This is a genomic window from Ereboglobus sp. PH5-5 (assembly GCF_029504805.1).
Taxonomy (GTDB): domain Bacteria; phylum Verrucomicrobiota; class Verrucomicrobiia; order Opitutales; family Opitutaceae; genus Ereboglobus.
On record NZ_JAQFIT010000011.1, the window covers coordinates 1 to 24,877 of the forward strand.

General features: G+C 58.8%; 20 protein-coding genes, 1 tRNA gene and 1 pseudogene. 7 read left to right on the forward strand and 15 right to left on the reverse strand.

The features are described from left to right. The first annotated feature begins 69 nt into the window (after window positions 1-69). The 4 genes and pseudogenes from M2103_RS08415 to tnpA all read left to right on the forward strand — a co-directional run bounded on the left by M2103_RS08415 (window position 70) and on the right by tnpA (window position 4,568). Window positions 70-1,953, forward strand: a complete 1,884-nt coding sequence (locus tag M2103_RS08415) for an N-6 DNA methylase (protein ID WP_277509928.1) — start codon at window positions 70-72, stop codon at window positions 1,951-1,953. A 13-nt stretch (window positions 1,954-1,966) separates the two neighbouring features. Beyond that, window positions 1,967-3,496, forward strand: coding sequence for an SIR2 family protein (locus M2103_RS08420; RefSeq protein ID WP_277509929.1), 1,530 nt, complete (start codon window positions 1,967-1,969; stop codon window positions 3,494-3,496). Window positions 3,497-3,548: 52 nt separating this feature from the next. Beyond that, window positions 3,549-3,995, forward strand: a pseudogene (gene rhuM, locus M2103_RS08425) (RhuM family protein); the annotation flags it as partial. Between the two features lie 120 nt (window positions 3,996-4,115). Then, window positions 4,116-4,568: an IS200/IS605 family transposase gene (gene tnpA / locus M2103_RS08430; RefSeq protein WP_277509932.1), complete on the forward strand. Its 453-nt coding sequence runs from the start codon at window positions 4,116-4,118 to the stop codon at window positions 4,566-4,568. Window positions 4,569-4,687: 119 nt separating this feature from the next. On the opposite strand, the gene M2103_RS08435 is transcribed toward tnpA, so the two are convergent. The 14 genes from M2103_RS08435 to M2103_RS08500 all read right to left on the reverse strand — a co-directional run bounded on the left by M2103_RS08435 (window position 4,688) and on the right by M2103_RS08500 (window position 21,256). Further along, the gene (locus M2103_RS08435; RefSeq protein WP_277509935.1) at window positions 4,688-4,834 is read right to left on the reverse strand and encodes a hypothetical protein; all 147 of its coding nucleotides are present in this window, start codon (window positions 4,832-4,834) and stop codon (window positions 4,688-4,690) included. Next, entirely contained in the window at window positions 4,835-7,084 is a 2,250-nt protein-coding gene (gene feoB, locus M2103_RS08440; RefSeq protein ID WP_277509936.1) for a ferrous iron transport protein B, read from the reverse strand. It lies immediately after the preceding gene. A gap of 14 nt (window positions 7,085-7,098) precedes the next feature. Then, on the reverse strand, window positions 7,099-8,091 hold the full coding sequence (locus tag M2103_RS08445) for a FeoA domain-containing protein (protein WP_277509937.1): 993 nt from the start codon (window positions 8,089-8,091) through the stop codon (window positions 7,099-7,101). 116 nt (window positions 8,092-8,207) lie between these two features. Continuing rightward, complete coding sequence (locus tag M2103_RS08450) at window positions 8,208-9,587, reverse strand: M20/M25/M40 family metallo-hydrolase (RefSeq protein WP_277509939.1); 1,380 nt, start codon at window positions 9,585-9,587, stop codon at window positions 8,208-8,210. A gap of 95 nt (window positions 9,588-9,682) precedes the next feature. Next, a complete protein-coding gene (locus M2103_RS08455) occupies window positions 9,683-10,486 on the reverse strand; it encodes a hypothetical protein (protein WP_277509940.1) in 804 nt (267 codons plus the stop codon). Window positions 10,487-10,522: 36 nt separating this feature from the next. Next, window positions 10,523-10,963, reverse strand: coding sequence for a hypothetical protein (locus M2103_RS08460; RefSeq protein WP_277509942.1), 441 nt, complete (start codon window positions 10,961-10,963; stop codon window positions 10,523-10,525). A gap of 112 nt (window positions 10,964-11,075) precedes the next feature. Further along, window positions 11,076-12,482: an efflux transporter outer membrane subunit gene (locus M2103_RS08465; protein ID WP_277509944.1), complete on the reverse strand. Its 1,407-nt coding sequence runs from the start codon at window positions 12,480-12,482 to the stop codon at window positions 11,076-11,078. 132 nt (window positions 12,483-12,614) lie between these two features. Continuing rightward, the gene (locus M2103_RS08470; protein ID WP_277509946.1) at window positions 12,615-15,800 is read right to left on the reverse strand and encodes an efflux RND transporter permease subunit; all 3,186 of its coding nucleotides are present in this window, start codon (window positions 15,798-15,800) and stop codon (window positions 12,615-12,617) included. 60 nt (window positions 15,801-15,860) lie between these two features. Then, window positions 15,861-17,084 (reverse strand): efflux RND transporter periplasmic adaptor subunit, encoded by a 1,224-nt coding sequence (locus tag M2103_RS08475; RefSeq protein WP_277509947.1) that lies wholly within the window; start codon window positions 17,082-17,084, stop codon window positions 15,861-15,863. A gap of 137 nt (window positions 17,085-17,221) precedes the next feature. After that, the gene (locus M2103_RS08480) at window positions 17,222-17,893 is read right to left on the reverse strand and encodes a TetR/AcrR family transcriptional regulator (RefSeq protein WP_277509949.1); all 672 of its coding nucleotides are present in this window, start codon (window positions 17,891-17,893) and stop codon (window positions 17,222-17,224) included. Window positions 17,894-18,135: 242 nt separating this feature from the next. Further along, complete coding sequence (locus tag M2103_RS08485; protein WP_277509951.1) at window positions 18,136-19,590, reverse strand: NAD(P)/FAD-dependent oxidoreductase; 1,455 nt, start codon at window positions 19,588-19,590, stop codon at window positions 18,136-18,138. Between the two features lie 65 nt (window positions 19,591-19,655). Then, complete coding sequence (locus M2103_RS08490) at window positions 19,656-20,231, reverse strand: SIS domain-containing protein (RefSeq protein ID WP_277509952.1); 576 nt, start codon at window positions 20,229-20,231, stop codon at window positions 19,656-19,658. A gap of 90 nt (window positions 20,232-20,321) precedes the next feature. After that, window positions 20,322-20,984, reverse strand: a complete 663-nt coding sequence (locus M2103_RS08495; RefSeq protein ID WP_277509953.1) for a hypothetical protein — start codon at window positions 20,982-20,984, stop codon at window positions 20,322-20,324. 197 nt (window positions 20,985-21,181) lie between these two features. Next, window positions 21,182-21,256, reverse strand: a tRNA-Glu gene (locus M2103_RS08500). Between the two features lie 89 nt (window positions 21,257-21,345). Here M2103_RS08500 and M2103_RS08505 point away from each other — a divergent pair. Further along, the gene (locus tag M2103_RS08505; RefSeq protein ID WP_277509954.1) at window positions 21,346-22,626 is read left to right on the forward strand and encodes an SAM-dependent methyltransferase; all 1,281 of its coding nucleotides are present in this window, start codon (window positions 21,346-21,348) and stop codon (window positions 22,624-22,626) included. A 24-nt stretch (window positions 22,627-22,650) separates the two neighbouring features. Then, on the forward strand, window positions 22,651-23,400 hold the full coding sequence (locus M2103_RS08510; protein WP_277509955.1) for an acyl-ACP thioesterase domain-containing protein: 750 nt from the start codon (window positions 22,651-22,653) through the stop codon (window positions 23,398-23,400). Window positions 23,401-23,542: 142 nt separating this feature from the next. Here M2103_RS08510 and M2103_RS08515 read toward each other — a convergent pair whose 3' ends face one another. Next, window positions 23,543-23,872 (reverse strand): ribbon-helix-helix protein, CopG family, encoded by a 330-nt coding sequence (locus tag M2103_RS08515; protein WP_277509956.1) that lies wholly within the window; start codon window positions 23,870-23,872, stop codon window positions 23,543-23,545. Window positions 23,873-24,096: 224 nt separating this feature from the next. On the opposite strand from M2103_RS08515, the gene M2103_RS08520 reads away from it, so the two are divergent. Further along, a complete protein-coding gene (locus M2103_RS08520; protein ID WP_277509958.1) occupies window positions 24,097-24,867 on the forward strand; it encodes an AMP nucleosidase in 771 nt (256 codons plus the stop codon). Window positions 24,868-24,877: the final 10 nt, after the last annotated feature.

Here is a 24,877-nt window from a genome sequence, read left to right on the forward strand (position 1 = left end):
CCGCCTTCATCTGGGTTTTCAGTTTTTTGGTTCATCGGGAGTAGTCCCCCGCTGCTATAGCTTTAAAAAATGTGCGCAAGATTCCGGACGTTATCAATCACCATCGCCCTCATCTACAAGTTCATGGACGACATGGATGCCGAGTCCGAGGAGCTCGGCGGCAGACGCAAATTCTTCACCGGCGTTTACGCCCGTTACGGTTGGGCCAAGCTCATGCGCGCCGGGCTCGGCGGACACGAAACGCTCAACCTTTACGCCGAGGGTATCACCAAGATGACCGAAAACGCCGGCCTGCCGCCGCTCTTTCGAGACATCTTCAAAAATGCCTATCTGCCCTACCGCGACCCCGAAACACTCAAAAGCTTTCTCAAGGTCATCAACGAATTCGCCTACGACCACAGCGAGCGCCTCGGCGATGCCTTCGAATACCTCCTCTCCGTCCTCGGCTCGCAGGGCGACGCCGGACAGTTCCGCACCCCGCGCCATATCATCGACTTCATTGTCGAAATAATAAAACCCCAAAAGCACGAAACCGTGCTCGACCCCGCCTGCGGCACCGCCGGCTTCCTCATCTCCGCCTACAAGCACATACTCCGCGCCAACACCGACTCCAAGGGTCGCACCAAGCTCACGCCAGACGAACGCGCCCGCCTTGCCCGCAATTTCACGGGCTACGATATTTCGCCCGACATGGTGCGCCTCTCCCTCGTCAACCTCTACCTCCACGGTTTCAGCGCCCCGCATATTTACGAATACGACACGCTCACGCAGGAGGAGCGATGGAACGATTATGCCGACGTTATCCTTGCCAACCCGCCCTTCATGTCGCCCAAGGGCGGCATCAAGCCGCACAAACGCTTCTCCATTCAGGCCAAGCGCAGTGAAGTTCTCTTTGTGGACTACATGGCCGAGCACCTGAATCCCGGTGGACGCGCCGGCATCATCGTGCCCGAGGGCATTATCTTCCAAAGCCAGACCGCCTACAAGGAATTGCGCAAGATGCTCGTCGAAAACAGCCTTGTCGCAGTCGTTTCGCTGCCCGCCGGCTGCTTCAACCCCTATTCCGGCGTCAAAACCTCCATCCTCATCCTCGACCGCGGCCTCGCAAAAAACGCCAGCACCATTGCCTTCTTCAAGGTCGAAAACGATGGCTACGGCCTCGGCGCGCAACGTCGCCCCATCGACAAAAACGATCTCCCAAAAGTTCAGGCTGACATCGAAACCTACCTCGCCGCCATCCGTTCCAAAACACCTGTCGAGGAATTGGAACTCACCACTGCACTCATCATTCCCAAGGGAAAAATCGCCGCCAATGGAGATTATAATTTGAGCGGGGAGAGGTATAGGAAGGGCGGGGTATTTAACCACGGATTCCCCTCCGTTTTATTGGGAGATGCAGGACTGTTTAGAATCGAAAGCGGCGGCACTCCAAAATCTGGGGTGGAGAGTTATTGGAATGGCGGCATCCCTTGGGCAACCCTTGTTGATCTTCCGGCGGATGATTTCGTTTCTGAAATCGACGGCACTCAACGAACGATCTCAGAAAAAGGCTTAAAGGAATCAGCTGCTAAGCTGATTCCCAAAAACTCTATTGTTGTTTCCACACGGGCCACTATCGGGCGAATCGCTATCAACCGTATTCCAATTGCAACAAATCAGGGATTTAAAAATATTGTCGTTGAGGATTCATCGCGCGCTATACCGGAATATGTCGCGTTTGCCTTGACAAAATTAGTTCCCACAATGAAGGCGTGGGCGACGGGAGGCACATTTGCTGAAATTTCCAAATCCAAATTCTCCGAACTTCAAATCCCCTTGCCGCCGCTGGAGGTGCAGAAGGAGATCGTTGCGGAGGTCAACGAGCATCTAAATAAAATAGAACGTTTGAAATCTGAGATCAATTCAGAGGAAAGGGCAATCCAATCCACCATCGCCCGCGTCTGGGGCGAGTAGAATTATATTTTTTATGAGTTCAGAAGCACAACTTGCACAAATATTAAGTAACCACAACCGATCACCGTTTCTTTTCATAGGCTCCGGTTTCAGCCGTCGTTATCTTAGAACTCCTTCTTGGGATGATTTATTACGACAATTCTCAGCCAAACTACCCCAGCCCTATGAATTTTATTACTCCCAAGCTGATTCCAAACTGCCTCTTTGCGCATCTTTGATAGCGAAAGACTATGCTGATTTTTGGTGGAAAGACCCGTCCTGTGAAAAAATGAGGGAGGGATACAAAAACGAAATAATATCAAGCAGTTCTCCGCTAAAAATAGCCATATCGGACATGTTGCGAACGCAGACTCGCATAGCTAAAGACCAACAGTTGGTAGATGAACTTCAGGGTTTTCGTTCCCTCAATGTAGAGGGAATAATAACTACAAATTGGGATAATTTATTAGAATATCTTTTTAGCGATTACAAAATTTACATAGGACAGCAATCAATAGTTACACAAACACCGCAGAACATAGGAGAAATTTATAAAATACATGGATGTTGTTCATGTCCCAATAGTCTTGTTTTGACTGATGATGATTACAAAAAATTCAAAGATCGCCAAGCATATCTAGCGGCAAAATTGATTACAATATTTGTTGAGCATCCTGTAATTTTTTTAGGATATTCTGTCAGCGACCCTAATATAATAGATTTGCTTAAATCAATACTTTTAGGATTAGGTTCCGATGAAATTTCCAAGATTCAAAAAAATCTAATTTTTGTTCAACGGGTCAAGGAAGGACGAGACCCAAGTATATCAAAAACCATCCTTGTAGTTGAGGAAACCCATTTGCCGATAACTCATATAGTTAGTGACAATTTCGAATTACTATATTCATCAATATCCCAAACGAAACTGAAGCTTCCTGCCCAAGTTCTTCGTTTTTGCAAAAGTCAAATATATGAAATTGTAACTTCCAAGGAACCATCGGAAAGGCTATGTTTGTTGGATATAGACGAAATTAAGAACAAGAAAAATGTTGAATTTGTTGTTGGGTTAGGTGTTGTGAAAAATCAATTAGGCGATAGGGGGTATCGTGGTATTTCATTGCGTGACATATTTGAATATGTTTTAGGAAAAAAGAAAAATCTCGATCCCGAAAAAACACTGAGGCAGGCAATTCCTGCTTTAGATAACGGTAAAAATTATATACCAGTATTTCATCTGTTAAAAGATGCTAATATGAGTGATAGAATTCCTTCGTTTGAACAACCTATTCAACGATTAGCCGCGGCCACTCGTGATTCATTTAAAACAATGATCTATCAAAAGGCCGCGCTTCGGGAGTTGCATGGAAAATCTTTTAAAGAAATACTAGAAACCTTTTCTCCTGAGAAAATAGCTATGTATGTTCCTCATTTAAACGATGAAAGAATTGATTTGATCAAATTGGCTGAATTTTTGAGTGAAAATATAGGCAAAGCATTCGATGACAAATATAGCACTTATTATAGAAAATTATTCTGTCTTTATGATTACTTGACTGGAAGATAGTATGTTTTTTGAATACAAGCTCCAGTATGATACATCCAGTGCGAATAACCCCATGAATCCCGGAAATTCGGAAATCATCATTTACCAAACCGAGGACGGACTGACAAAAATCTCCGTTCGCATGGAAAATGAAACCATTTTGCTCACACAAGCGCAGATGGCGGATCTGTTTCAGAAAGACGTGCGGACCATTAACGAGCACTTGATCAATATCTTCGACGAAGGAGAACTGCTTCGGGAGGCAACTATCCGGAAATTCCGGATAGTTAGTCAGGAGGGCAAAAGACAGGTGACTCGCGAAATGGAGCATTACAACTTGGAGGCCATTTTGTCAGTCGGCTACCGCGTGCGCTGTCTGCGCGGCACGCAATTTCGCCAATGGGCCACGCAGGTGCTGCATGAGTATTTGCAAAAGGGCTTCGCCATGAATGACGACTTCCTTAAAAATATGGGCGGCGGACTTTATTGGAAGGAACTGTTGGAGCGTATCCGTGATATTTGGATAAAACTTCAATTTGGCCCGGGCTTGGCCCCAACGGGGCATAATGTGATAGCCCAAGGCACCGCCTTGGGAACTTTGAACGTGTTATTTTTTAAGCCCTGAAAGGGCGTAATTGTCATGCCACAATCGCTCGCCCAAATCCTCGTGCATTTGGTGTTTTCGACAAAAAATCGGGAACGCCTGCTTGCGGATGATATTCGGGATGAGCTTCACGCCTATATTGGAGGCATTGCAGAAAACCACAGGGGGGCTTTGCTCAAGGCGGGATCGGTTGCGGATCATATTCATTTGTTGCTCGCGCATCCGCGAACTTCCTCACCCGCCAGATTGGTTGAGGAGATTAAAACGGGTTCGTCAAAGTGGCTGAAAACGCAAGGCACACGTTATTCAAATTTTCATTGGCAAGGCGGATACAGGATGTTCTCGGTCAGCCCGAGCCACCGCGCAGCCCTGGAGTCATACATTGGCAACCAAGCGGAGCATCATCGCACGGTGACATTTCAAGAGGAATACCGGCGGTTGTTGAACAAATACGAAATTCAATATGATGAACGTTATGTATGGGATTGAGCGTGGTTTCGCCCCTTCAGGGCTTGGTATGTTTGTCTCAACAACCCGGAGCGATGCTCCGGGCTCTCACATTGCGCCTCGTTGAGGCTGCCCCGCATCAAACCGCCCAATCCTGAAACCTACTCCAAAATCGTTTCCTTTGTGTTACGCGGGCGGATGACTGAGGCGGCGTCGCCTTGGTAGTAGGCGATGCTGTTGGCGGGCATCGATTGCATCAGCCACACGTTCGAGCCGACGACCGTGTTTGCGGCACAAGATTCGTTCAATCATCCGGCGGCCATGCGCCATACAAACGCGATCAGGCTGCAAAGGGCGACGCCGATGGCGATGGGCATGAAGGTCGCCAGCGCCGTCCATTTGGCCGAACGCGTTTCCTTGTAGATTGTGTAGATCGTCGTGCTGCAGGGGTTGTGGCAGAGGCTGAAAAGCATCAGGTTTATTCCCGTGAGGAGCGTCCAGCCACCCTGGGTCAGGAGCGTTTTCACACTGGCGTTGTCGGTTTCAAAAATCACGCCGGCTTCGCTTCCGGGCACGGCGTGGCCGGTCAGCAGCACCGTCAACATCAGGACTGTGGGGATGACGATTTCGTTGGCGGGTATCGCGATAATGTAAGCGAGCAGAATGACGCCGTTGAGCCCGATGAACCACGCGAGCGGATCAAGGCCGCCGACAATCCACCCGGCGAGGCTGGTGCCGCCGATGGTGACGTTGGCAACAAGCCAGATGACCGCGCCCGCCGGCGCCGCAAACACGATGGCGCGCCACAGGACAAAGAGCGTGCGGTCAATGAGCGACGTGTAGAGCGTGCGCAAAATATTCGGCGGACGATACGGCGGCAGCTCCAGGCTGAACGTGGACGCCTCGCCTCGCAGCACCGTGCGGCTGAGCGCCCACGAGGTGAGCAGCGTCAGCGCGAAACCGAGCACCGCGATCATGAAAACCGCGAGCGTGGCCGTCACGCCCGCGAGCGCGGCGGGTGCAAGCGCGCCGAGGAAAATCGTGGCGATGAGGATTTGCGTGGGCCAGCGTCCGTTGCAGATGGCAAAATTGTTCGTGATGATTGCGATCAGGCGTTCGCGAGGAGAGTCGATCACGCGCGCGGCGATGATTCCGGCGGCGTTGCAACCGTATCCCATCGCCATGGTGAGCGATTGTTTGCCGTGCGCGCCGACGCGCTGGAAAAGCCGGTCGAGATTGAACGCCACGCGCGGCAGGTATCCGAAATCCTCCAGTATTGTGAACAGTGGAAAGAAGATCGCCATCGGCGGCAGCATCACGCTGATCACCCACGCGGCGGCAAGGTAAACGCCGTCGATCATCAGCCCCGCCAGCCACGGCCAGAGGTGCGCGTGCGCCTGGTCGTGCAGAACGGGATAGATTTTGCCGAGCAGCAGGTCGTTGAGCAATTCACTGGGAACATTCGCCCCGCTGATTGTGATCCACAAAACGACGGCGAATGCCAGGCCCATGATCGGGAAACCCGTCCACGGCCCGGTGAGGAGCGCGTCGAGTTTGTTTTGCAAATCGACGCGGCGCGACGCGCCCTTGCGCGCGACCGAGCGCGAAACGATGCGCGAGGACTCCGCGTAAATGGCCTCGGTGAGCCGGTCGCGATAATTTGATGGCAGCTTCCAGCGCATGTGCAGGGCCGTCTCGACAATCGACACGCCTTCGGGATTGTCCGCAGCGGGCGAATTGGCGGCGGATTCGGAGCCTGAGTTCGCGGTGGCGGCGTGATCACCGGCGAGCGTGCCGATGCGCCCGCTTCGCACCAAGTCGGCAATGGAGCGGTCTCCCTCGAGCAGGCGCAACGCGATCCAGTCGGGATGCGCGAGCGCGGGAAATGCTTTTTCCAAGCGCTCCACGATGAGCGGAAGCGCGTCGCGGAGGCCGGGCACATCGAGTTGAAGGCGGCGGGGTTTGCACACCACAGCGCCCGTGGCGACGGCGTGGATTTCGGCGAGCAATTTGTCGATCCCCTCCCCTCGCCTCGCCGCGCACGGCACGACGGGGATGCCGAGGTCGGCGGAAAGGCGGCGCGCGTCGATCACAAGATTGTTGGCGCGCGCCTCGTCCATGAGGTTCAGGCAGAGCACGGCCTTGTCGGTGATCTGCAACACCTGCAAAACGAGATTGAGGTTTCGCTCGAGCGAGGATGCGTCGACCACGATCACCGAAACATCGGGCTGGCCGAACAAAATAAATTCGCGCGCAACGGTTTCGTCGGGACTCGCCGAGCGCAGTGAATACGTGCCGGGCAGATCGACGATTTTGTAGCGTTTGCCCTGATAGGAAAAACCGCCCTCGGCGCGCGCGATTGTCTTGCCGGGCCAGTTGCCGGTGTGCTGGCGCAATCCAGTGAGGCTGTTGAAGACGGTGCTCTTGCCGGTGTTCGGATTTCCCGCGAGCGCGATGACACAATCCCACTGGTCGATGCGCACGCCGAGCCGCTCCAGCCCTTCGCGCGGAGCGGAGGGGCAAGTTGAGCAGGAGGACGGGGGACAGGCGTCGGACATCGGGAGAAATGATTCTAATTTTGCGCCGCAGTGGCGTTTTCGGGCAGCGGACAAATCAAGACCTGCTCCGCCTGCTCGCGGCGGAGCGCGATTAACGTGCCGCGCACACTGAACGCCGCCGGCCCGTGAAACGGGCTTTGCATAGCGTATTCGATCCGGCTGCCGGGCACGAAGCCGAGGTCGAGCAGCCGCGAGCGCTCCACGCCGATGCAGCCGGGCAGCAAAAGCAGCACGTCCGCGCTTTTGCCAATGGTGAGATCGGAGAGCCGGCGCGCGCCCTCGGGCACGCGCTCGTCCGCGGCAACCGGCGGGCGCGCGCGGATCATTGTGGCGAGTTCGGATGGAAGCGATATCTCGCGCGCCTCGACGGAAAGCCGGCAGGCGGCGGCGTTTGTTTCCAACAGGGAGAAACGCATTCCGGCATAAACGCCCGCCTCGACCAGTCGCGAAAACAAGGCCGGCGGTTCGTCCTCGACGTGCTCGATCACTCCGCAATCGCCCGGGTGAAACGCCAGCAGCGACTGCCCCTTGTGCGCCGGCCAGGTGCCCTCGCGGGTCGGGATGGGATCGCCGTGCGGATCGAAGCGGGGATTGTCCAGCTGGTCCGAAAGGCGGTTGACCTCGTCGCGCGAAAGCTGGTGCTCCTCCTCGTGCGCAATCTCGTGCCAGCGCTCGGGCTTGACGCCCGATTGACGGGCAAGCCGCGTTTCCGTCAACCGGTGCGCGCGCATGATGAGCAGGCCAATTTCGCGCCCCTGCGGCGCAAGCGTCCAGTTGCCCGATTCGGAAACCGTCACCAGCCCGGCCTCGCGCGCCTTGCCCAGCGCGCGCAAGACATCCTGCAAGGGAATCCCCGAAACGCCCGCCAGGTGCTCGCCCGACGGCGCGTGATTTTGATACTCGCATTCGAGCATCACGCGGAGGATGTCCTCGATCAACTCCTGCCCCGCGTTGTGCCGCGACGGGGACGGAACTGACTGCGATGATAAACCGGGTTCGGTCGGCATGGCTTAGCCAAGGTAGCACAGACATTCCTGTCTGTGCGGAGAATTCGCGCAAATCACGGCACAGACAGGAATGTCTGTGCCACTTTCAACGAACCACGTTTTTTGAAAAAACGCGTTCATCCGCGCGCGATTTTTTCGTAAACCTTTTCCACTGCCAGAATGCCCTTTTCCATCACGCCGAGGTGGAAGCTCTCGTTCGGCGCGTGCAGATTGTCCTCGGGCAGGAACAGTCCGAGCATCATTGAGTCGAGGCCGAGCACGCGCTTGATGTCCGCGATGATCGGCACGCTGCCGCCCTCGCGCAAATACAGCGGCGCGTTGCCGAACACCTCTTTCACCGCCGAGTCGGTTGCGCGAAACGCGCGCGCAAGCACCGGCGACTGGTCCTTTGGCGTGTTGCTCCGGTCGGGCGGCACCACGACATAGGCCTGCGCGTCGTGCTGGTTGACCAGCTCGAACGTCACATCCTTCGGCATGCGCTCCTTGATCGTGTTGTAAACCAGCTCGCGGATTTTCACCGGGTCCTGATTGGAAACCAAGCGGCAGCTAATCTTCACAAACGCCTTGCTCGGGATGACCGTCTTCGTGCCCTCGCCCTGGTAACCGCCGCCGATGCCGTTGAACTCAAGCGTGGGTCCGTAGCGCGTGGCCTCGAACGGTGTGTAATCCTTCGCCGGATGAAACGCCGGAATGCCGAGGAACTCGCGGTATTCCTCCTCGCTTTGCCCGAACTTCGTCAGTTCGTCGCGCTCCCACTGCTCGACGGGCAGCACGTCGTCGTAAAAGCCGGGCACGTTCACGCGTCCGTCGGGCGAGTGCAGCGACGCGCACACCTCGGTCAGCGCCTGTATTGGATTTCTCAACACACCGCCGTGAAGCCCCGAATGGAGGTCCATTTTCGGCCCCGTCACAATCAGGTCGAGCAGCATCAATCCTCGCAATCCGCACGTCACGACGAGCTGGTCCTCGCGGGGACTGCCCGTGTCGGACAAAATCACGCAGTCGGCCTTGCCGAGACGGTCCTTGTATTGCTCAAGAAACGGCAGGAAGCTCGGGCTGCCCATCTCCTCCTCGCCCTCGATGACAAAAGTGATTTGCAGCGGCAGGTTCGGCTCGCGCTCAAGCAGTTTTGTGATCGCCGCGATGTGCACGAGCAGCGGCCCCTTGTTGTCCGCCGCGCCGCGCCCGTAGATGCGCCCGCCGCGAATCTCCGGCTCAAACGCCGGACTCTCCCACAGGTTGAGCGGATCGGCGGGTTGCACATCGTAGTGCCCGTAAACAATCACGTGCGGCCAGCTTTCGTCGCCGCCGCGGTGCGCGCAAATAACGGGATGCACTCCCGTGGGAATCGAAACCACATCGACCTTGAAGCCGGACGATTTCAGCAGGTCGACCACCAGATCGCGCGCCGCCGCCATGCCGGCCTTGGCGGACGAATCCGTGGAAATACTCGCGCAACGAATGAACTCTTTCAGTTTTTCAACAGGATTAAACATGCCGCACACCGTGGCGCAAAAATCCGCGCTGCGCTAGCCGAAAGATGGCGCAACACAGTCCGCGTTGCGCCGAAAAACAAACAAGGGAAAATCCCTCACGCTTTTTCAACCAGTTCGTGCAGGCGCTCGATGGTCGGCTCTTTTTCGCTGATTGAGGCGAGCGAGACGTAGCGCGGCTTGGGAAGCTCGGCTTGCTGGTTGGTTTCCTCGGGGCGGCCGGCGGCGAGCTCGAAGGGCACGGCCATGCGCAGTTTTCTCATGCTGGGAATGCGCATGCGCGTGCCGGAGAGTTTTTGCCCGAAACCCGTGGGTTTCTCGACCGTGATTTGCACGGAAAGGCGATGAAAGCCCGTGAGAATGTTGGCGTTCGTGCGCACGGGCATCGCGTAAACCGCGGCCTGTCCCGCCGCGAGGTGGAACTTCGTGTAGGTGGCCTTGGGGCGTCCGATGTCGGGAAGGTGGCCGAGGCGCACGGTCACCACGCTTTGGCGCGAGCGGTAGTTTTCGAGGAAGAGAAAGAATGTCGTCGAGCCCGAGCGCACCAGCGAGTCGGGCACAAAAAACGCCGTGGCGGCGACGCCGCGGCAGGTGGCGAGCAGGTCGAAGCCGAGCTCGCCCGCGAGCACGTTGTGCGACTTGGGCGCGTCCACCCGGTCGCGATAGCTCCGGTAAATGCACCAGATGCCGTAGACGCAGGGCGCGCCCAGCGCCACCGCAGGCATCCAGGCCCAAGGTTTGCAGCCCTCCACTTGCATGCCCGCAACCGTGAGGACGATGGCGGCGAGGCCGGCCACGATGGTCCAGAACCACACGGCGGTGCCGCCGCGCCGGGTCGGGCCCGCGTCGGGTGTGCGGTCGGGCGTTTCAGTGTAAAGAATGTCAGAGTCTTTGGTGTTCATGGCGGTTTCGGTGTTTGTGTTTCGGCGCTTTCTTGCTCAACCCGAGTGGCGGCGGCGGTAGCCCGTGCGCACGGCGATTATCAGGCCGAGCATGATGAGGACCTTGGGCACGATGCCGTCGAACATGTGCAGCGGATAAAAGATGCCGATGAGCACCTGGAGGGTCACATAAAACACAAGCGCGGTAACGGAGGCGCGGAACGGCGCGTATTTGCCCCATCCCCACAGGATCGCGAGCACCGTGCCGACGACAACCATGCCGATGGCCATGCCGAGGTCTTTTTCCACGGCCGGATTGATGTCCGTTATGGCCATGGCGTAGTTGATGCACCGGTAAATGGGAAACAGCGCCGAGATAAACTGCACAAGGGCGGTGGCGAACAACCAATCGCGGCCCGAGAGGATCTGCTGCTCGCGCGCGGAGCGCGACTGGCACTCGCGCAGCATTCGCAATGTGTTTTGTAGATTTGTGCTCATGTGGGAATTTTCGATTTTGGATTTTCGATTTGGCGCTTCCGCGCCGTGGGATTTCCGCAAGCGTTTTATACGCCCCGAATCCGAAAACGAAAACTCAAAAAATTGTTAATTGTTATTGTTGCTGCTCCTGGACCCAGCCGCCGCCGAGGGATTTGTAGAGCGTGACGTAGTTGGCCAGTTGCGCGAGGCGGGCCTGCACGAGGCCTTGCTGCGCGGAGAAGAGGCCTTGCTGCGCGGTCAGCACGGTGAGGTAGCTGTCAACGCCCTGCTTGTAGCGGGTGTCGGAAAGGTCGTAGCGGCGTTGCTCCGAGGCGACGCGGAGTTCCTGCGCCTTGATCTGATCGACGTAGGTCGTGCGCGCCACGAGCGCGTCGGACACTTCCTTGAAGGCCGTCTGGATCGTTTTTTCATACTGCGCGAGCATGATTTTCTGGTTGGCCTCGGTGACGGCGAGGTTGGCCTTGAGGCGTCCGCCGGTGAAGATGGGCACGTTTATGCTCGGCGCGAAGCTCCACATGAAGGAGTCGCTTTTGAAGAGGTTGTCGAGTTCGACGCTGCCGAAGCCGCCGTTGCCGGTGAGCGAGATCGATGGGAAGAACGCGGCGCGCGCGGCGCCGATGCTGGCGTTGGCGCCGCGGAGCGTATGCTCGGCCTGGAGGATGTCGGGGCGGCGCGTGAGCAGGTCGGAGGGCACGCCGGCGGGAAGCTCGGCGATGATGCCCTGCCGTCCGAGCGGGAGCGGCGCGGGGAGGTCGGCGGGGAGCGGCGCGCCGACGAGGAGCACGAGCGCGTTGCGGGCTTGCGCGAGCTGGCGCTTGATGTCGGCCACGCTGGCGCGCGTGCTGTGGACTTGCGTCTCGGCGGTCTTCAGGTCGAGTTCGGAAACGACTTCGCCGTCATACATTTTTTTGATGAGGTCGTATGAGCCTTCGACGGTTTTGAGCGTGTCCTCGGCGATGGCGAGTTGCTCGTCGAGCGCGCGCTCGGCGAGGTATTGCGAGGCGACGCCGGCGATGAGCGTGATCTCGGCGCTGCGGCGCGCCTCCTCGGTGGCGAGGTAGTTTTCAAGCGCGGCGTCCTTGAGGCTGCGGACGCGTCCGAAGAAATCGAGTTCGTAGGACGCGATGCCGACGCCGACGGTGAACTGGTTGCCGGTGGAGGGCTGCCTGGTCATGGAGAACTCCGCGGGCGTGCGCGAGCGGGTGTAGCCGCCCGAGCCGGCGACGGTGGGCAGGAGCGCGGCGCGCTCAATGCGGTATTGCGCGGCGGCCTGCTCGACGCGGAGGGCGGCGACGCGCAGGTCGCGGTTGTTTTCGAGCGTGAGGTTGATGATCGCCTTGAGGCGCGGATCGCCGAAGAAATCCTGCCACGCGATGTCCTTCACCGCTGCGGGTTCGTCGGTCGCGCCCGCGTAGGCGGCCTCGACGGGCATGGGCGGTTGCTCGTATTTCGGAGCCATGGTGCAACCGGCGAGGAGCACCAGCGCGATGGCGCCAAGGGTTAAAGTTTTTGTCTTCATTGAGAGTTCTGGAAAATTTTTGAATTTAAAATTGGTTTGTTTTTTAACCACGGAGTTCACTGGGGAGCACGGAGGCGGACGTTGTTTTTATTCATGTTTCCCCGCGCGCTCCGTGGTTAATTCTTTGTTCGTTTATCCGATTTTGTTCGGTTTGCTGCGGAATAGTTTCGTAACGACGACGAAGAGCACCGGGACGAAGAAGAGGGCGAGGACGGTGCCGGTGATGACGCCGCCGAGCACGCTGGTGCCGATGGCGTTTTGCGAGCCGGCGCCCGCGCCGGTGGAGATGGCGAGCGGAACGACGCCGCAGCCGAAGGCGAGCGAGGTCATCAGAATCGGGCGCAAGCGGAGCTTGGCGGCGTGCACGGTGGCCTCGAGCAGCCCCATGCCCTCGTCAAAGGCGTCCTTCGCAAATTCGACGATCAGAATCGCGTTCTTACAAGAGAGGCCGACGGTGGTGATCATGCCGACTTGGAAATAAACGTCGTTGGTCATGTTGCGCGACCAGACGGCGAGCACGGCGCCGATGAGGCCGAGCGGCACGACGAGGATGACTGAGATGGGCACCGTCCAGCTTTCATAGAGCGCGGCAAGACAGAGGAACACGACGATGAGCGAGATGGCGTAGAGCGGGCCGGCTTGCGCGCCGGACTGCTTTTCCTCGTAGGAGAGTCCGCTCCAGGCGACGCTGACGCCGGCGGGGAGTTTTTCGCTTACGATTTGCTCCATGGTGTCCATGGCGAGGCCGGTGCTTTTCCCGGGGAATTCGCTGCCCTGGATGGTGACGGAGGGAAAGCCGTTGAAGCGGTCGAGCGCGGTGGAGCCGTATTCCCAGTGGGTGGTGGTGAAGTCCGAGAAGGGCACCATTTCACCCTTGTTGTTGCGCGCATACCAGAGGCCGATGTCCTCGGGCATCATGCGGTATGGGGCGTCGCCCTGGATGTAGATTTTCTTGACGCGTCCGCGGTCGATAAAGTCGCCGATGTAGCGCGAGGCCCAGCCGATGGAGAGGGTCTGGTTCACCTCGGCGATGGAGAGGCCGAGGGCGCTGACTTTTTCGAGGTCAATGTTGAGGTGGAATTGCGGGGTGTCGTCCATGCCGTTGAGGCGCACCGCGGCCAGATTCTGGTTGTAGGCGGGATCCATGTTAGCGGAATAGATGAGTTGCTGGCGCGCGGCGGTGAGCGCGTCGTGCCCCATGCCCTCGCGGTCGAGGAGTCGCATTTCGAAGCCGCCGGCAACGCCGAGCTCGGCGATGGCGGGGGGCGTGAAGGCGAAGGTGAGCGCGACTTTGATCTTGCTGAAGTGCGCCATGGCGCGGCCGACGACGGCGTCAACGCTGTTGTCTTTTTTGTCGCTCTTTATGCCGAAGAGTTTGCGCACCTTGGCGGAGAAGCTGCTGTCCAGGCGCTCGTCCCAGTCATACAGCTTGATGAAGCCGAGGGAGGCGTTCTGGCCGCGGCCGCCGAAGCTGAAGCCGCAAATGGTGAAGATGGTTTCGACGGCGTCCTTTTCCTCCTCGAGGAAGTAGCGTTCCACCTCCTTGAGCACGTTAACGGTCTGCTCCTGGGTGGAGCCGGGGGGCAGGATGGCCTGCATGACGGCGTAACCCTGGTCTTCCGAGGGAAGGAATGATTTCGGGAGGCGCACGAAGATGAGCCCCATGGCGACGGTGATGCCGACGTAGATGAGCATGACGCGCAGGGGGCGCTTGACGAAGCCCGCGACGCTGCGTTCGTAGCCGTTGGTGCTGCGGTCGAAGACCTTGTTGAACCAGCCGAAGAAGCCGCGCTTCTTTTCGCCGTGGGCTCCGGCCTTGACGGGCTTGAGCATGGTGGCGCAGAGGGCGGGCGTGAGCACGATGGCGATGACCACCGAGAGGATCATGGCCGAGGCGATGGTGATCGAGAACTGCCGGTAAATGACGCCGGTCGATCCGCCGAAGAACGCCATCGGGGTGAACACCGCGGCGAGCACCATGGCGATGCCGACGAGCGCGCCGGTGATCTGGCCCATTGATTTTTTCGTCGCCTCCTTCGGCGACAATCCTTCCTCGGACATGACGCGCTCGACGTTTTCGACGACGACGATGGCGTCGTCAACCAGCAGGCCGATGGCGAGCACGAGGCCGAACATGGTGAGCGTGTTGATGGTGAACCCGAAGATCGAGAGCACGGCGAACGTGCCGAGCAAAACCACGGGCACGGCGATCGTGGGGATGATCGTGGCGCGGATGTTTTGCAGGAAGAGGAACATGACGAGGAACACGAGCACGATCGCCTCGATGAGGGTCTTGACGACCTCCTCGATCGAGATGCGCACGAAGGGCGCGGTGTCCATCGGGTAGATGGCGGCGAGGCTGGGCGGGAAAAACTTGGAGAGGTTCTCGACCTCGGCGTGGATGCGGTCGGAGGTGGCGAGCGCGTTCGCTCCGGAGGCGAGCTTGATGCCGCAACCGGCGGAGGGCTGGCCCTTGTAGCGAGCCTCGAAGTAGTAGCTCTGCTTGTCCTTCTCGATGCGGGCGACGTCCTTGAGGAGCACTTGCGAGCCGTCGGGGTTGACGCGCACCATGATGTTTTCAAATTCCTCGGCGGTGGTGAGGTAGGTCTGCGCGGTGATGGTGGCGGTGAGGCGCTGGCCCTTGGGCGAGGGCGTGCCGCTGAGCTCGCCGACGGAGACCTGGGCGTTTTGCGCCGAGATGGCGGCGAGCACCTCGGATATGCTCATGTTGTAGTTGGTGAGGGCGTGCGGATTGACCCAGATGCGCATGGCATACTTGGCGCCGAAGAACATGACGTCGCCGACGCCGGCCACGCGGCTGAGCGGGTCGCGCACCTGCGTCTCGACATAGTCGGCGATGTCGGAGTCCGACATGGAGTTGTCCGTCGAGTAGAAGGACACCATCATGAGGAAGTTGCGCGTGGCTTTTTGCACGGTCACGCCCTGGTCCTGCACTTCGTCGGGCAGGAGCGGGAGGGCGAGCTGCATCTTGTTTTGCACCTGCATTTGCGCGATGTCGGGATCGGTGCCGACCTCGAAGGTGATGGTCATCGAGAGCGAGCCGTCGCTGTTGCTCGTCGATTCCATGTAGCGCATGTTGTCGATGCCGGTCATCTGTTGCTCGATGATCTGGGCGACGCTGTCCTGCACGGTTTTTGCGGAGGCGCCGGGATACATCGCGCTGATCGAGATCGCGGGCGGCGAGACGTCGGGATATTGCGAGACGGAAAGCGTGTTGATGGACAACAGGCCCGCCAGCATCATGAAGATAGCGATAACCCATGCGAACACGGGGCGGTCGATAAAAAATTTGGCCATGAGAGAATCCTCCTCGGAGGTTTGGAAAACGGTGTGAATTGCTGCGCGCTCGCGCGGTGATTATTCGATGGGCATGGAGCCGGGCGTCTGGCCGGCGGGCCTGGGCTTGACCGGAATGCCGGGCTGGCGGATGTATTGGAGCCCCTCGACGACGACTTGCTCGCCGGCCTTGATGCCATCGGTGATGAGCCACTTGGCGCCGATGGTGCGGTCGGCCTTGAGGACGCGCAGCTCGACGGTGTCGCCGCCGTCCTTGCCCTTGGCGACGACGTAGGCGATGGGCTGCCCCTTGGTGTTGCGCGAGACGCCTTGCTGGGGAACGAGGATCGCCTGGGGCGCGACGCCCTCGACGATCTCAACGTGGACAAACAGGCCCGGCAGCAACTCGGGCACGCCGCCCTTGGTGGTGTTGGCAAATTCAGCGCGCATCATGATCGACGATGTCGAGGGGTTCACGGAAATGTCGGCGAACTGGATTTTGCCGGTCTTGCCGTATTGCTTTCCGGTGAACATGTGGAGGATCGCCTTGTCGAAGCCCTCTTTCGGAGCCTGGAGGAGGCCCGCCTCGCGATATTCCTCAAGCTGGAGCGCCTGGCCCGCCGGCTGGGTGATGTCCACGTAGATCGGGTCGAGCTGCTGCACGGTCGCCAGAAGCGTGGCCGTGGCCGCCTGCACATAGGCGCCCTCGGTGACCTCGGATTTTCCGATGCGGCCGGTGATCGGCGAATACACTTTCGTGTAGGAAAGATTGATCTCGGCGTTTGTGACCGCGGCCTCGGCGGCCTTGACGTCGGCGACGGCGGCCTTGGCCTGCGCGACGACGTTGTCGTAGTCCTGCTTGCTGACCGAGTTGGTCTTGATCAGTTCCGAGTAGCGATCTGCCATCGCCTGCGAGGAAACGAGGCTGGCCTGCGCGCGGGCGAGAGTCGCCTTGGCGCTTTCGAGCGTGGCCACGTAGGGCGCGTCATCGATCTGGTAGAGTTGCTGGCCCTCCTTGACCTCGGAGCCCTCGTTGAAGAGGCGCTTTTGCACGATACCATTGACGCGGGCGCGCACCTCGGCGACGCGGTAGGCGGATGTGCGGCCGGGCAGTTTGCGCGTGAGCGTGACCGGCTCCGCCTTGACTGTGTAAACGCCGACTTCCAAGGCGGCCATCTGACGTCCGCCCTGCTGGGCTTTCTTTGAGCAGCCCGCGGCGAATGCCGTGGCGACGAGCGTCGCAAGGAGCGGAAGGATGACACGGGAAACGGAGCGTCCGTCTCGGGAGTTTTTGCTAGGCTTCATTGTAGGATTAAAAGTGGATGTTTGTTGGTTTTTTGGTGGGAGATGTTCCGTTTCGCAGTAAAAAAAACATGGATGGTCAACGTGGGTGCCGGACGGTCGCGCTTGGCGCATAAACGGCGTTTGAAACAAGCGTCCGCCTAATGCGCGCACGCGCCGTCGAGCGACGCCCTCATGCCCGCCGAGCAGAACGTCAGCAGGCGGCGCAGCTCCTTTTTCACGCTGAGGTTTTTGCCGAGCTTGTGGCAGCGCAGGTCGGCGAAAAGCATGTGGTGGTGCAGTATGGCGAACACCTGGACGGTGCGCCATTCCAGCTCATCCTTGTTCATGTCGGGCAGCGCGCGGGCGAGCATTTTCAAAATGCGATCCTTGAACGGAAGGATAAACGGCGTGAGAAACGAGGTGATCTCGTCGTCGGGATCGAGAAAAAAGCGGCTGATCATCTTGGCGGTGTGCGCGTATTTGTTGCGCTCGTCCTGGTCGGTGTGCAGCAGCGGACGGATCGCGGCCTCAAGGATCGCCTCGACTGTCGGCGCGCGGTCGCCCGCCGCGGCTTCCACCTCCTTGAGCAGCGCCATGCGCTCGTCGTTGAGGGCGGTGATGCGGTGCGCGAGCACCTCGGCGATGAGCCGTTCCTTGGAGCCGAAGTGGTAATTGATCGCGGCGAGGTTGACCCCCGCCTCCTGGGTGATCTCGCGAATGGAAACCTGCTGGACCCCGCGCCCCGCGATCATGCGCTCGGCGACGTCGAGAATGCGCGACTTGGTGTCGCGCTCGGCCTCGGCTGCGTGGTTTTTGTTTCTATCGGTCATTTGAAACGGTTGTTTGAAACGCACGTTGCAATTTTTGGTTTTAGTGTCAAGCGGCTGTTTTTTGCGGCGCATGAAAAAGGCATGGTGCCGCGCCGCGCAACCCGCGCGCAATCACGCTGTTGTCAAAATTATGGCAAAATGTTTTTTTTATTTTTCCAAGCAGGGCGGCTCCCCTGCCCCGCCCCCATGCGGTGACGGCGCGATGCGTGAGCACCAAACCCGCGGTTGCGCGTTTGCCTTGCCTATTTTTTCAACCCGTGCAGGTAGCTGTCGATTTTATTGGCGGTGATCACGCCGTAGTTGATCGTGCCGAGCCAGCCGGACATGATGATGCCAACGCTGCCGGCGTGATAAAGGCCGGGGAGTTTTTCGCCGAGATTCATCGAGACGGGCAACCCCTCGAATTTCGTGCCGAACGACGCGCCCTGGTAATGCCGCGTGTAGCGCTCGACCGTGCGCGGCGTGGCGGCCTCGGTCCAGTCGATCTTTTCGCGCACGCCGGGGATGAAGCGTTCGAGCGCGGTGATGGCCTCGTCGATGAGGCGCGTTTTGTTTTCCTCGTAAGTGGCGTCGTCCATTTTTTCCCAGTCGGGATAGCGGCCGTTGAGCGAGGCGACGACGGTGTGGCGGGGCTCGGGCGCATGGGGGCGCGTTTCGGGATAATAGACGGAAAAGGTGCGGCTGGTCGTGCGCAGGTCGGTGAGCGCGGCGCTGTCGTATTCGGGCTCGTCGGACGTGAAGATAAGGTCGCCGATGCGCGGAATCGTTTCGCCCTTGCGAATGCCGAGATACACCTGGCACGAGCTCGTGTTGATGCGCACGGCGCGGGCCTGCGCGACAAAATCGGCGGGGAAGTTTTCCGCGCCCGCGAGCTTGAAGATGGTGTTGTGGATGTTGGCGTTGGAGAGGACGGCCTTGGCGCGGATGACGCGGCCGCTGGAGGCGACGATGCCGCGGGCGGTTTTGCGCGTCACGCCGTCCGCGCCGGTTGTTTCCTCGACGAGGATTTTTTCGACGAGAACTTTTTTGCGCAGCTCGACTCCGTTTTTGCGGAGTTCGTCGCACATTTTTTTGATGAGCAGATCGGAGCCGCCGCGAAAGGTGAACACGCCCGCGCCCATGAAATTCGAGAAGACGATGCCGTAGGTGATCGCGGGGTCGTCGAAGTTGGAGCCGTTGGCGTAGGAGATCGGCTCCATGAGAAGGCGGTGCACGTCGGGGCGTCCGGGGAAGAAGCGCTCGAACATTTGGCCGGTCGTCTCGGTGTTGTTGTCGTAGTAATTCATCGCGCGCAGGTGGTCGTAGAACGCCTCCACCTGGGCGCGCGGGAGCTTGAACTGCTCGACGAGCACGCGCGTGTAGTCCTCGCGGGTGAATGTCGTCCACACGTCCATTTGCGGATTCACGAAGCGCACGTCCTTGAGTTGCTCGATGGAGTCGGCGATTTCCCGCGTCCAGTAGCGGCGGCAGGATTTGATCATGCCGGAGGGGAAGCCGTGGAGCGAGATGTCGAAAATGTGCCCGCCCTTGCGCGTGAACCAGGTGGCGAGCCCGCCGAATTGGTAATGGTGTTCGAGCAGGAGCACGCGATGGCCGGCCTTCGCGAGGACGTTTGCCCCGGTCAAGCCACCCAAACCGCTGCCGATAACAATGACGTCATATTCATCAGCGACTCCTTTTAACCAATCGTAAGCCATGCAAAATAAACAGAAATGCAAATCGAAGGGCGCGGCGCGCCCTTTGGAAAAATTTTGGATCAGCGTTACTCGACCGCCGCGTCGATCAGGTCGCAGAAATGGTGAACGAGGAACAGGTGCGCCTCCTGCGCGCATCGTCCCGAGTCGCCGGGGATGATCAGGTCGACCGTCGCCATTCCCCTGGCCTTGCCGCCGCCCCTGCCTAGGAAGCTGATGCTTTCGAGGCCGAGCTTTTTGGCCGTTTCGAGGGCGGCGAGGATGTTGGCGGAGTTGCCGCTCGAGGTGATCCCAATCACGACATCGCCCGGTTTCGCGAGCCCCTCGATTTGGCGCGAGAACGCGGCGTCAAACCCGTAGTCGTTGCCGATGCAGGTGATCAGCGAACCGTCCGCATTCAACGCGACGGACGGGAGCGAGCGCCTGTTCTTGAAATAGCGTCCGACGAGTTCCGTTGAGAAATGCTGCGCCTCCGCCGCGCTGCCGCCGTTGCCGCAAATGAGCAGTTTGTTGCCCGAGCGCACGGCCTTGAGAATCAGCTCCGCCGCGCGGTCGATTTCGGCGCGGATTTCCTTGAGCGATTCGATGCAACGCGCGGTTGCGGCGATTGAGTTGTCGAGAAGGTTGGTTGGTGTCGTGCTCATGGTTGGTATTTTCTATTGGAGGAAAATGGATTTCGCGATTCAGTGTGCAGGAAAATGCGGCGGGGCGCGAGGAGGGGCAGCCGGACAGGCTCAATCAAAGTCGTCCTCGGCGGGCAACTCTATGGCCTCGCGGCAGTCCTCCATCATGCGGAGTGATATCTCGCGCAGATCAAAAAGCATGCACAACGCCTCGGCGCGATACTTGGCCAGCGCGGACGAATGCCTGGCCGCCTTTTCGTCGAGGATGGCGATGGCTCTGTTTATTTCGCCAAACATCCGTTTGAACAAGCTGACCGCCATGGCGAAATCCCCGAAGTCCAGCGCGTGCACGGCGAGCACGGCATGCGATTCGCCGCGATGCAACGCGGCCGCGAATGCGACGGCGAGCGGCTGGGGCACGGACGCCGGGTTCGCGGCGATGCGCTCCCATTCGCGCGAGAGCTTCAGGTGGATGGCCTTGAGCGCCACATAAATGTAGTTCTTGTGAACAGTGTAGGGGCCTTGATCGTCGTCCTCCGCGTCGTCGTCATCGTCATCATCCGCCTCGCTTGAGCTGAGCCGCCAGCCCATGTTCGCGGCCACTTTTTCGAGACGTCCCTCGTCGCGAAGAAACAACTCATAACAGCCAATGTAACGATGAATCGTGTCGTCCTGCTCGCGCAGGTAATGCTCCCAGTCGAACTCATTCCAAGCCACGCCGCCGACATCGTCGTCGTCGGAATCGGATGGGTTGTTTGGATCGAAGCTGCTCATTGCTGCATTAAGGAACGCAACGTGTTGCGCCATTCAGCAAAAGGCAATGTTAGAAACGCAAAAAATCACAACACATTGCACTTCAAAATAATGCAAGCCGCATCAAGAAAAAGCGAAACAGCCCGCCGAGTGGCTCCTTTGGCAACGGGCTTTGAACGCTCCAAGGAGAAATCCGAGCCCCTGACGGGGTGGTAAATTGGCGCCCTCACGGGGAATCGAACCCCGCTTTGAAGAATGAGAATCTTCCGTCCTAACCGATAGACGATGAGGGCATTTGCTGTGCAAGAACGCAAAACAGTGCGCATTGCCGCGCTCAGGTCAAGCATTGCGTTTCCCTTTTCACTGTGCCAATGCACTCCCTATGTCACAACCAGCCGCCCGCGAACAATTTTTCGACCTGCTGCGCGCGTCCATTTCCGACGATTCGCTTTCGAAACTCACGCTCGGCAAATATCGCGGCGCCGACGCCTCGTTGCGCAATGTCTTTGTCCGCCCGGTCTCCCTCAAGGGCGGCCCGCACCTCAGCTTCGTTTATCGCCATGCCACGCGCGACATAACCAAAAACCATCAGCCGCGCGAGGCGCTCGCCCTTCTTGAAAAACTCATCGGCGCCGAGTTTCTCGACGCGCACCTTTTTACCGTCGCGCAATCCGCGCAGCTCTCGCACGATTCAAATGGGGGTGCTCGTCTTCGCGTCAAAAAAACAGACGCCGCTCCAAACGCGCCGGCATCCGCCATCGGCGGCATTCCCGCCGCGCATGATCGCGCGCGACGGCAGGCCATTCCGCTCGACGCGCCCTGGCTGCACGCGCTCGGCATCACAAACAAATACGGAAAGCCGCGCGAGGGCATGTCGGCGAAACTTCGCCAGATAAACAAATTCGCCGAGCTGCTTTCGCACCTCGCAACGGAGGCCGCTCTCATCGAAGCGCCCGCAATCATTCCGGGGCTTGGTGAAGAAGCGCGTCGCGACACCGCCTCCATGTTGCGCATTGCCGACATGGGTTGCGGCAAGGGTTACCTCACCTTCGCCACCGCCGCGCTCCTCGGGTCGCGCGCAAGCATTCAAGGCATCGAGACCCGCCCCGAGCTCGTTTCGTTTTGCAACCGCATCGCGCGGGAAACTGGATTTTCCAATTTGAAATTTGTCCAGGGAACCATCGCTGATGCGCAACTGGATGCGGATGTGGAACTCGCGCACGACGCGCCGCAAAACACACTCGACATCCTCATCGCGCTCCATGCCTGTGACACGGCGACCGACGACGCCATTGCCAGGGGAATCCAATCCGGCGCGCGCCTGATCGTCGTTTCCCCCTGCTGCCAAAAGGAACTCCGCCCGCAACTGACCGCGCCGCCCGTCCTTGCCGGGGCGCTGCGCCACGGTATTTTTCAGGAGCGGCAGGCCGAGTTTGTCACCGACGCCCTGCGCGCGCAACTCCTCGAATACGCCGGCTACCGCGCAAAGGTGTTCGAGTTCATCTCGACCGAGCACACCGCGAAAAACCTCATGATTGCCGCGATTAAGACGCGCGCGCCGGGCGACGAAACCGCGCTGGAAAACGCGCGCGCATTCGCCCGTTTCTACGGCATTCGAAAACACGCGCTCGCGACGCATCTCGGCATTGACCTGAACTTTTGATCCACAAATAAAATCACCGCATTCATGACACACGAAGAATTCCGCGTCCGTTACTACGAACTTGCCCCCGATGGCGCCATCCCGCTGCACAAGCTCTGCGATTATTTTCAGGACGCCGCCGGCATCGACGCGCACACACTCGCCTTTGGCAGCGAAGACCTGGGAGACGCCGCCGGGCTGACATGGGTGCTCACGCGCATGCAACTCACCCCGCTATGCCCCGCCAGGGCCGCGGGCGGCGACACTTTCACCGTGCACACATGGCACAGCCGCTCCGAGCGGCTCATGAGCCGGAGGGAATTTTACATAACCAACGGAAAAGGAGAAACCGTTTTGAAGGGGTCAACGTGGTGGCTGTTGATAGACATCTCCACGCGCCGAATCGCGCGCACACCGCAAATGCTCATCGACATGAACCCGCCAACCCCGGAGTTCGTCGTTGAGGAAAACAATCCCAAGATGCCCGATTTCAGCGGAGTCCAACCGGCGGCGACACTTCCAATCATCGTGCGCAACGAGGACATCGACAGCAACGCCCACGTGAACAACACCCACTTCACCGCATGGGCGCTCGAAAGCGCGCCGCCGGAAATCGCCTCCAGCCGCGCGCTCAAGGAATTGGTGATCACCTTCAAGAACGAGTGCTTCGCAAAGGACAAGCTCACCATGTCCGTCCATGAACAGCCCGTCGAAAACGGCAAAGCCCTCTGGCACATCCTCACCCGCGAAAACGACGGCAAGGAAACCGCGCGCATTTACACGCGCTGGGAGTGAGAAAACCGTTCGCGTGACAGTGGCGCGGAAAAATTTTTATCGGTAGGGCGAAGCCTCCGGGTGAGCCGCAACATTAACGGCTCACCCGGAGGCTTCGCCCCTACCAAAGGCATTTCCTTGCGACAATTTAAGCCGAAAAAGCCTAACCGCGCCGGCCTTTTTTGACCGCGGCCTTGGGCGCGTAGGATTCGAGCGCAACGCGCAAAATTTCGCCGATGCTGACCTTTTTCTTTTTGGCCGCCTTGGTGAGTTTGGCCTTCATCTCGGCGGGCAAACGGACGGAAATCTGCCTGTGCGGCTCGCCGGCGGAAACACAACGCTCAATGTCAAAACTTGCGACCGCCTCGCGCACCAATTCGCTTGTGAAGCGGAATCCGTGTTTTTTTTGAGTGGCGTCAATTTTTGCAATCAGCGACACCGGCAAATCAAATGTGAGGGGGGAGGTAACGGGGTTCTTCTTTTTTCTGGCCATGATGGTGGATGGGTTTGGTTCAGTGATGGATGGAGGTCGAGGCGATGGATTTTAAAAGAATGCACAACTCCATTTCCAGCAACGCCAAAACGCAATTCTTATTGGCGCCAACTTCCTCCGCGTTTGGACGCGCCAAATGCCGCGCTTTCATCCTTTCCAACCATACCCACCGCCTCCATGCTGCGCCGCGACAGCAACAGTTTTGCTCCGTCGCCCCTCACATTATGAAAACACGCCAAGACATAGTCGAAAACTGGCTGCCGCGCTACACGGGCGTGCCGCTCAACGAATTCGGAGACCACATCCTGCTCACGAACTTTCAGCGTTACGTGCAGCTCTTTGCCGAATGGCACGGCGTCCCCGTGCGCGGGCTCGACAAACCCATGTCCAGCGCCACCGCCGGGCGCATCACGATGATCAACTTCGGCATGGGCAGCGCCACCGCAGCGACAATCATGGATCTGCTCGGCGCCATCCGGCCCAAGGCGGTGCTCTTCCTCGGCAAATGCGGCGGCGTGAAACACCGCGCCGAAGTCGGCCAGCTCATTCTGCCCATCGCGGCCGTCCGCGGCGAGGGCACAAGCAACGACTACTTCCCGCCCGAGGTTCCCGCCCTGCCCGCCTTCGCGCTGCAAAAAGCCATCTCCACCACGATCCGCGATTACGCGCGGGATTACTGGACGGGCACTGTTTACACGACCAACCGCCGCGTCTGGGAACACGACGATGACTTTAAAAAATACCTGCAAAAAATCCGCGTCATGTGCGTGGACATGGAAACGGCGACGATCTTCACCGTCGGCTTTTTCAACGACATTCCCACCGGCGCGCTCCTACTCGTGAGCGACCATCCGATGACGCCCGAAGGCGTGAAAACCACGGAAAGCGACCGGCGCGTTGACGCCGACCATGTCGAGCCGCACATCCGAATCGGCATTGATTCATTAAACCAGCTCATCAACCGGGGATTAACGGTGAAGCATCTGAAATTTTGACCGCCGCCAA

Coding starts and splice junctions, on each gene's coding strand:
- M2103_RS08510 (WP_277509955.1), top strand. CDS start 22,651: ATGACACACGAAGAATTCCGCGTCCGTTACTACGAACTTGCCCCCGAT.
- M2103_RS08485 (WP_277509951.1), bottom strand. CDS start 19,590: ATGGCTTACGATTGGTTAAAAGGAGTCGCTGATGAATATGACGTCATT.
- tnpA (WP_277509932.1), top strand. CDS start 4,116: ATGCCACAATCGCTCGCCCAAATCCTCGTGCATTTGGTGTTTTCGACA.
- M2103_RS08420 (WP_277509929.1), top strand. CDS start 1,967: ATGAGTTCAGAAGCACAACTTGCACAAATATTAAGTAACCACAACCGA.
- M2103_RS08445 (WP_277509937.1), bottom strand. CDS start 8,091: ATGCCGACCGAACCCGGTTTATCATCGCAGTCAGTTCCGTCCCCGTCG.
- M2103_RS08465 (WP_277509944.1), bottom strand. CDS start 12,482: ATGAAGACAAAAACTTTAACCCTTGGCGCCATCGCGCTGGTGCTCCTC.
- M2103_RS08520 (WP_277509958.1), top strand. CDS start 24,097: ATGAAAACACGCCAAGACATAGTCGAAAACTGGCTGCCGCGCTACACG.
- M2103_RS08475 (WP_277509947.1), bottom strand. CDS start 17,084: ATGAAGCCTAGCAAAAACTCCCGAGACGGACGCTCCGTTTCCCGTGTC.
- M2103_RS08460 (WP_277509942.1), bottom strand. CDS start 10,963: ATGAGCACAAATCTACAAAACACATTGCGAATGCTGCGCGAGTGCCAG.
- M2103_RS08505 (WP_277509954.1), top strand. CDS start 21,346: ATGTCACAACCAGCCGCCCGCGAACAATTTTTCGACCTGCTGCGCGCG.
- M2103_RS08470 (WP_277509946.1), bottom strand. CDS start 15,800: ATGGCCAAATTTTTTATCGACCGCCCCGTGTTCGCATGGGTTATCGCT.
- M2103_RS08450 (WP_277509939.1), bottom strand. CDS start 9,587: ATGTTTAATCCTGTTGAAAAACTGAAAGAGTTCATTCGTTGCGCGAGT.
- M2103_RS08490 (WP_277509952.1), bottom strand. CDS start 20,231: ATGAGCACGACACCAACCAACCTTCTCGACAACTCAATCGCCGCAACC.
- feoB (WP_277509936.1), bottom strand. CDS start 7,084: ATGTCCGACGCCTGTCCCCCGTCCTCCTGCTCAACTTGCCCCTCCGCT.
- M2103_RS08455 (WP_277509940.1), bottom strand. CDS start 10,486: ATGAACACCAAAGACTCTGACATTCTTTACACTGAAACGCCCGACCGC.
- M2103_RS08480 (WP_277509949.1), bottom strand. CDS start 17,893: ATGACCGATAGAAACAAAAACCACGCAGCCGAGGCCGAGCGCGACACC.
- M2103_RS08495 (WP_277509953.1), bottom strand. CDS start 20,984: ATGAGCAGCTTCGATCCAAACAACCCATCCGATTCCGACGACGACGAT.
- M2103_RS08415 (WP_277509928.1), top strand. CDS start 70: ATGTGCGCAAGATTCCGGACGTTATCAATCACCATCGCCCTCATCTAC.
- M2103_RS08515 (WP_277509956.1), bottom strand. CDS start 23,872: ATGGCCAGAAAAAAGAAGAACCCCGTTACCTCCCCCCTCACATTTGAT.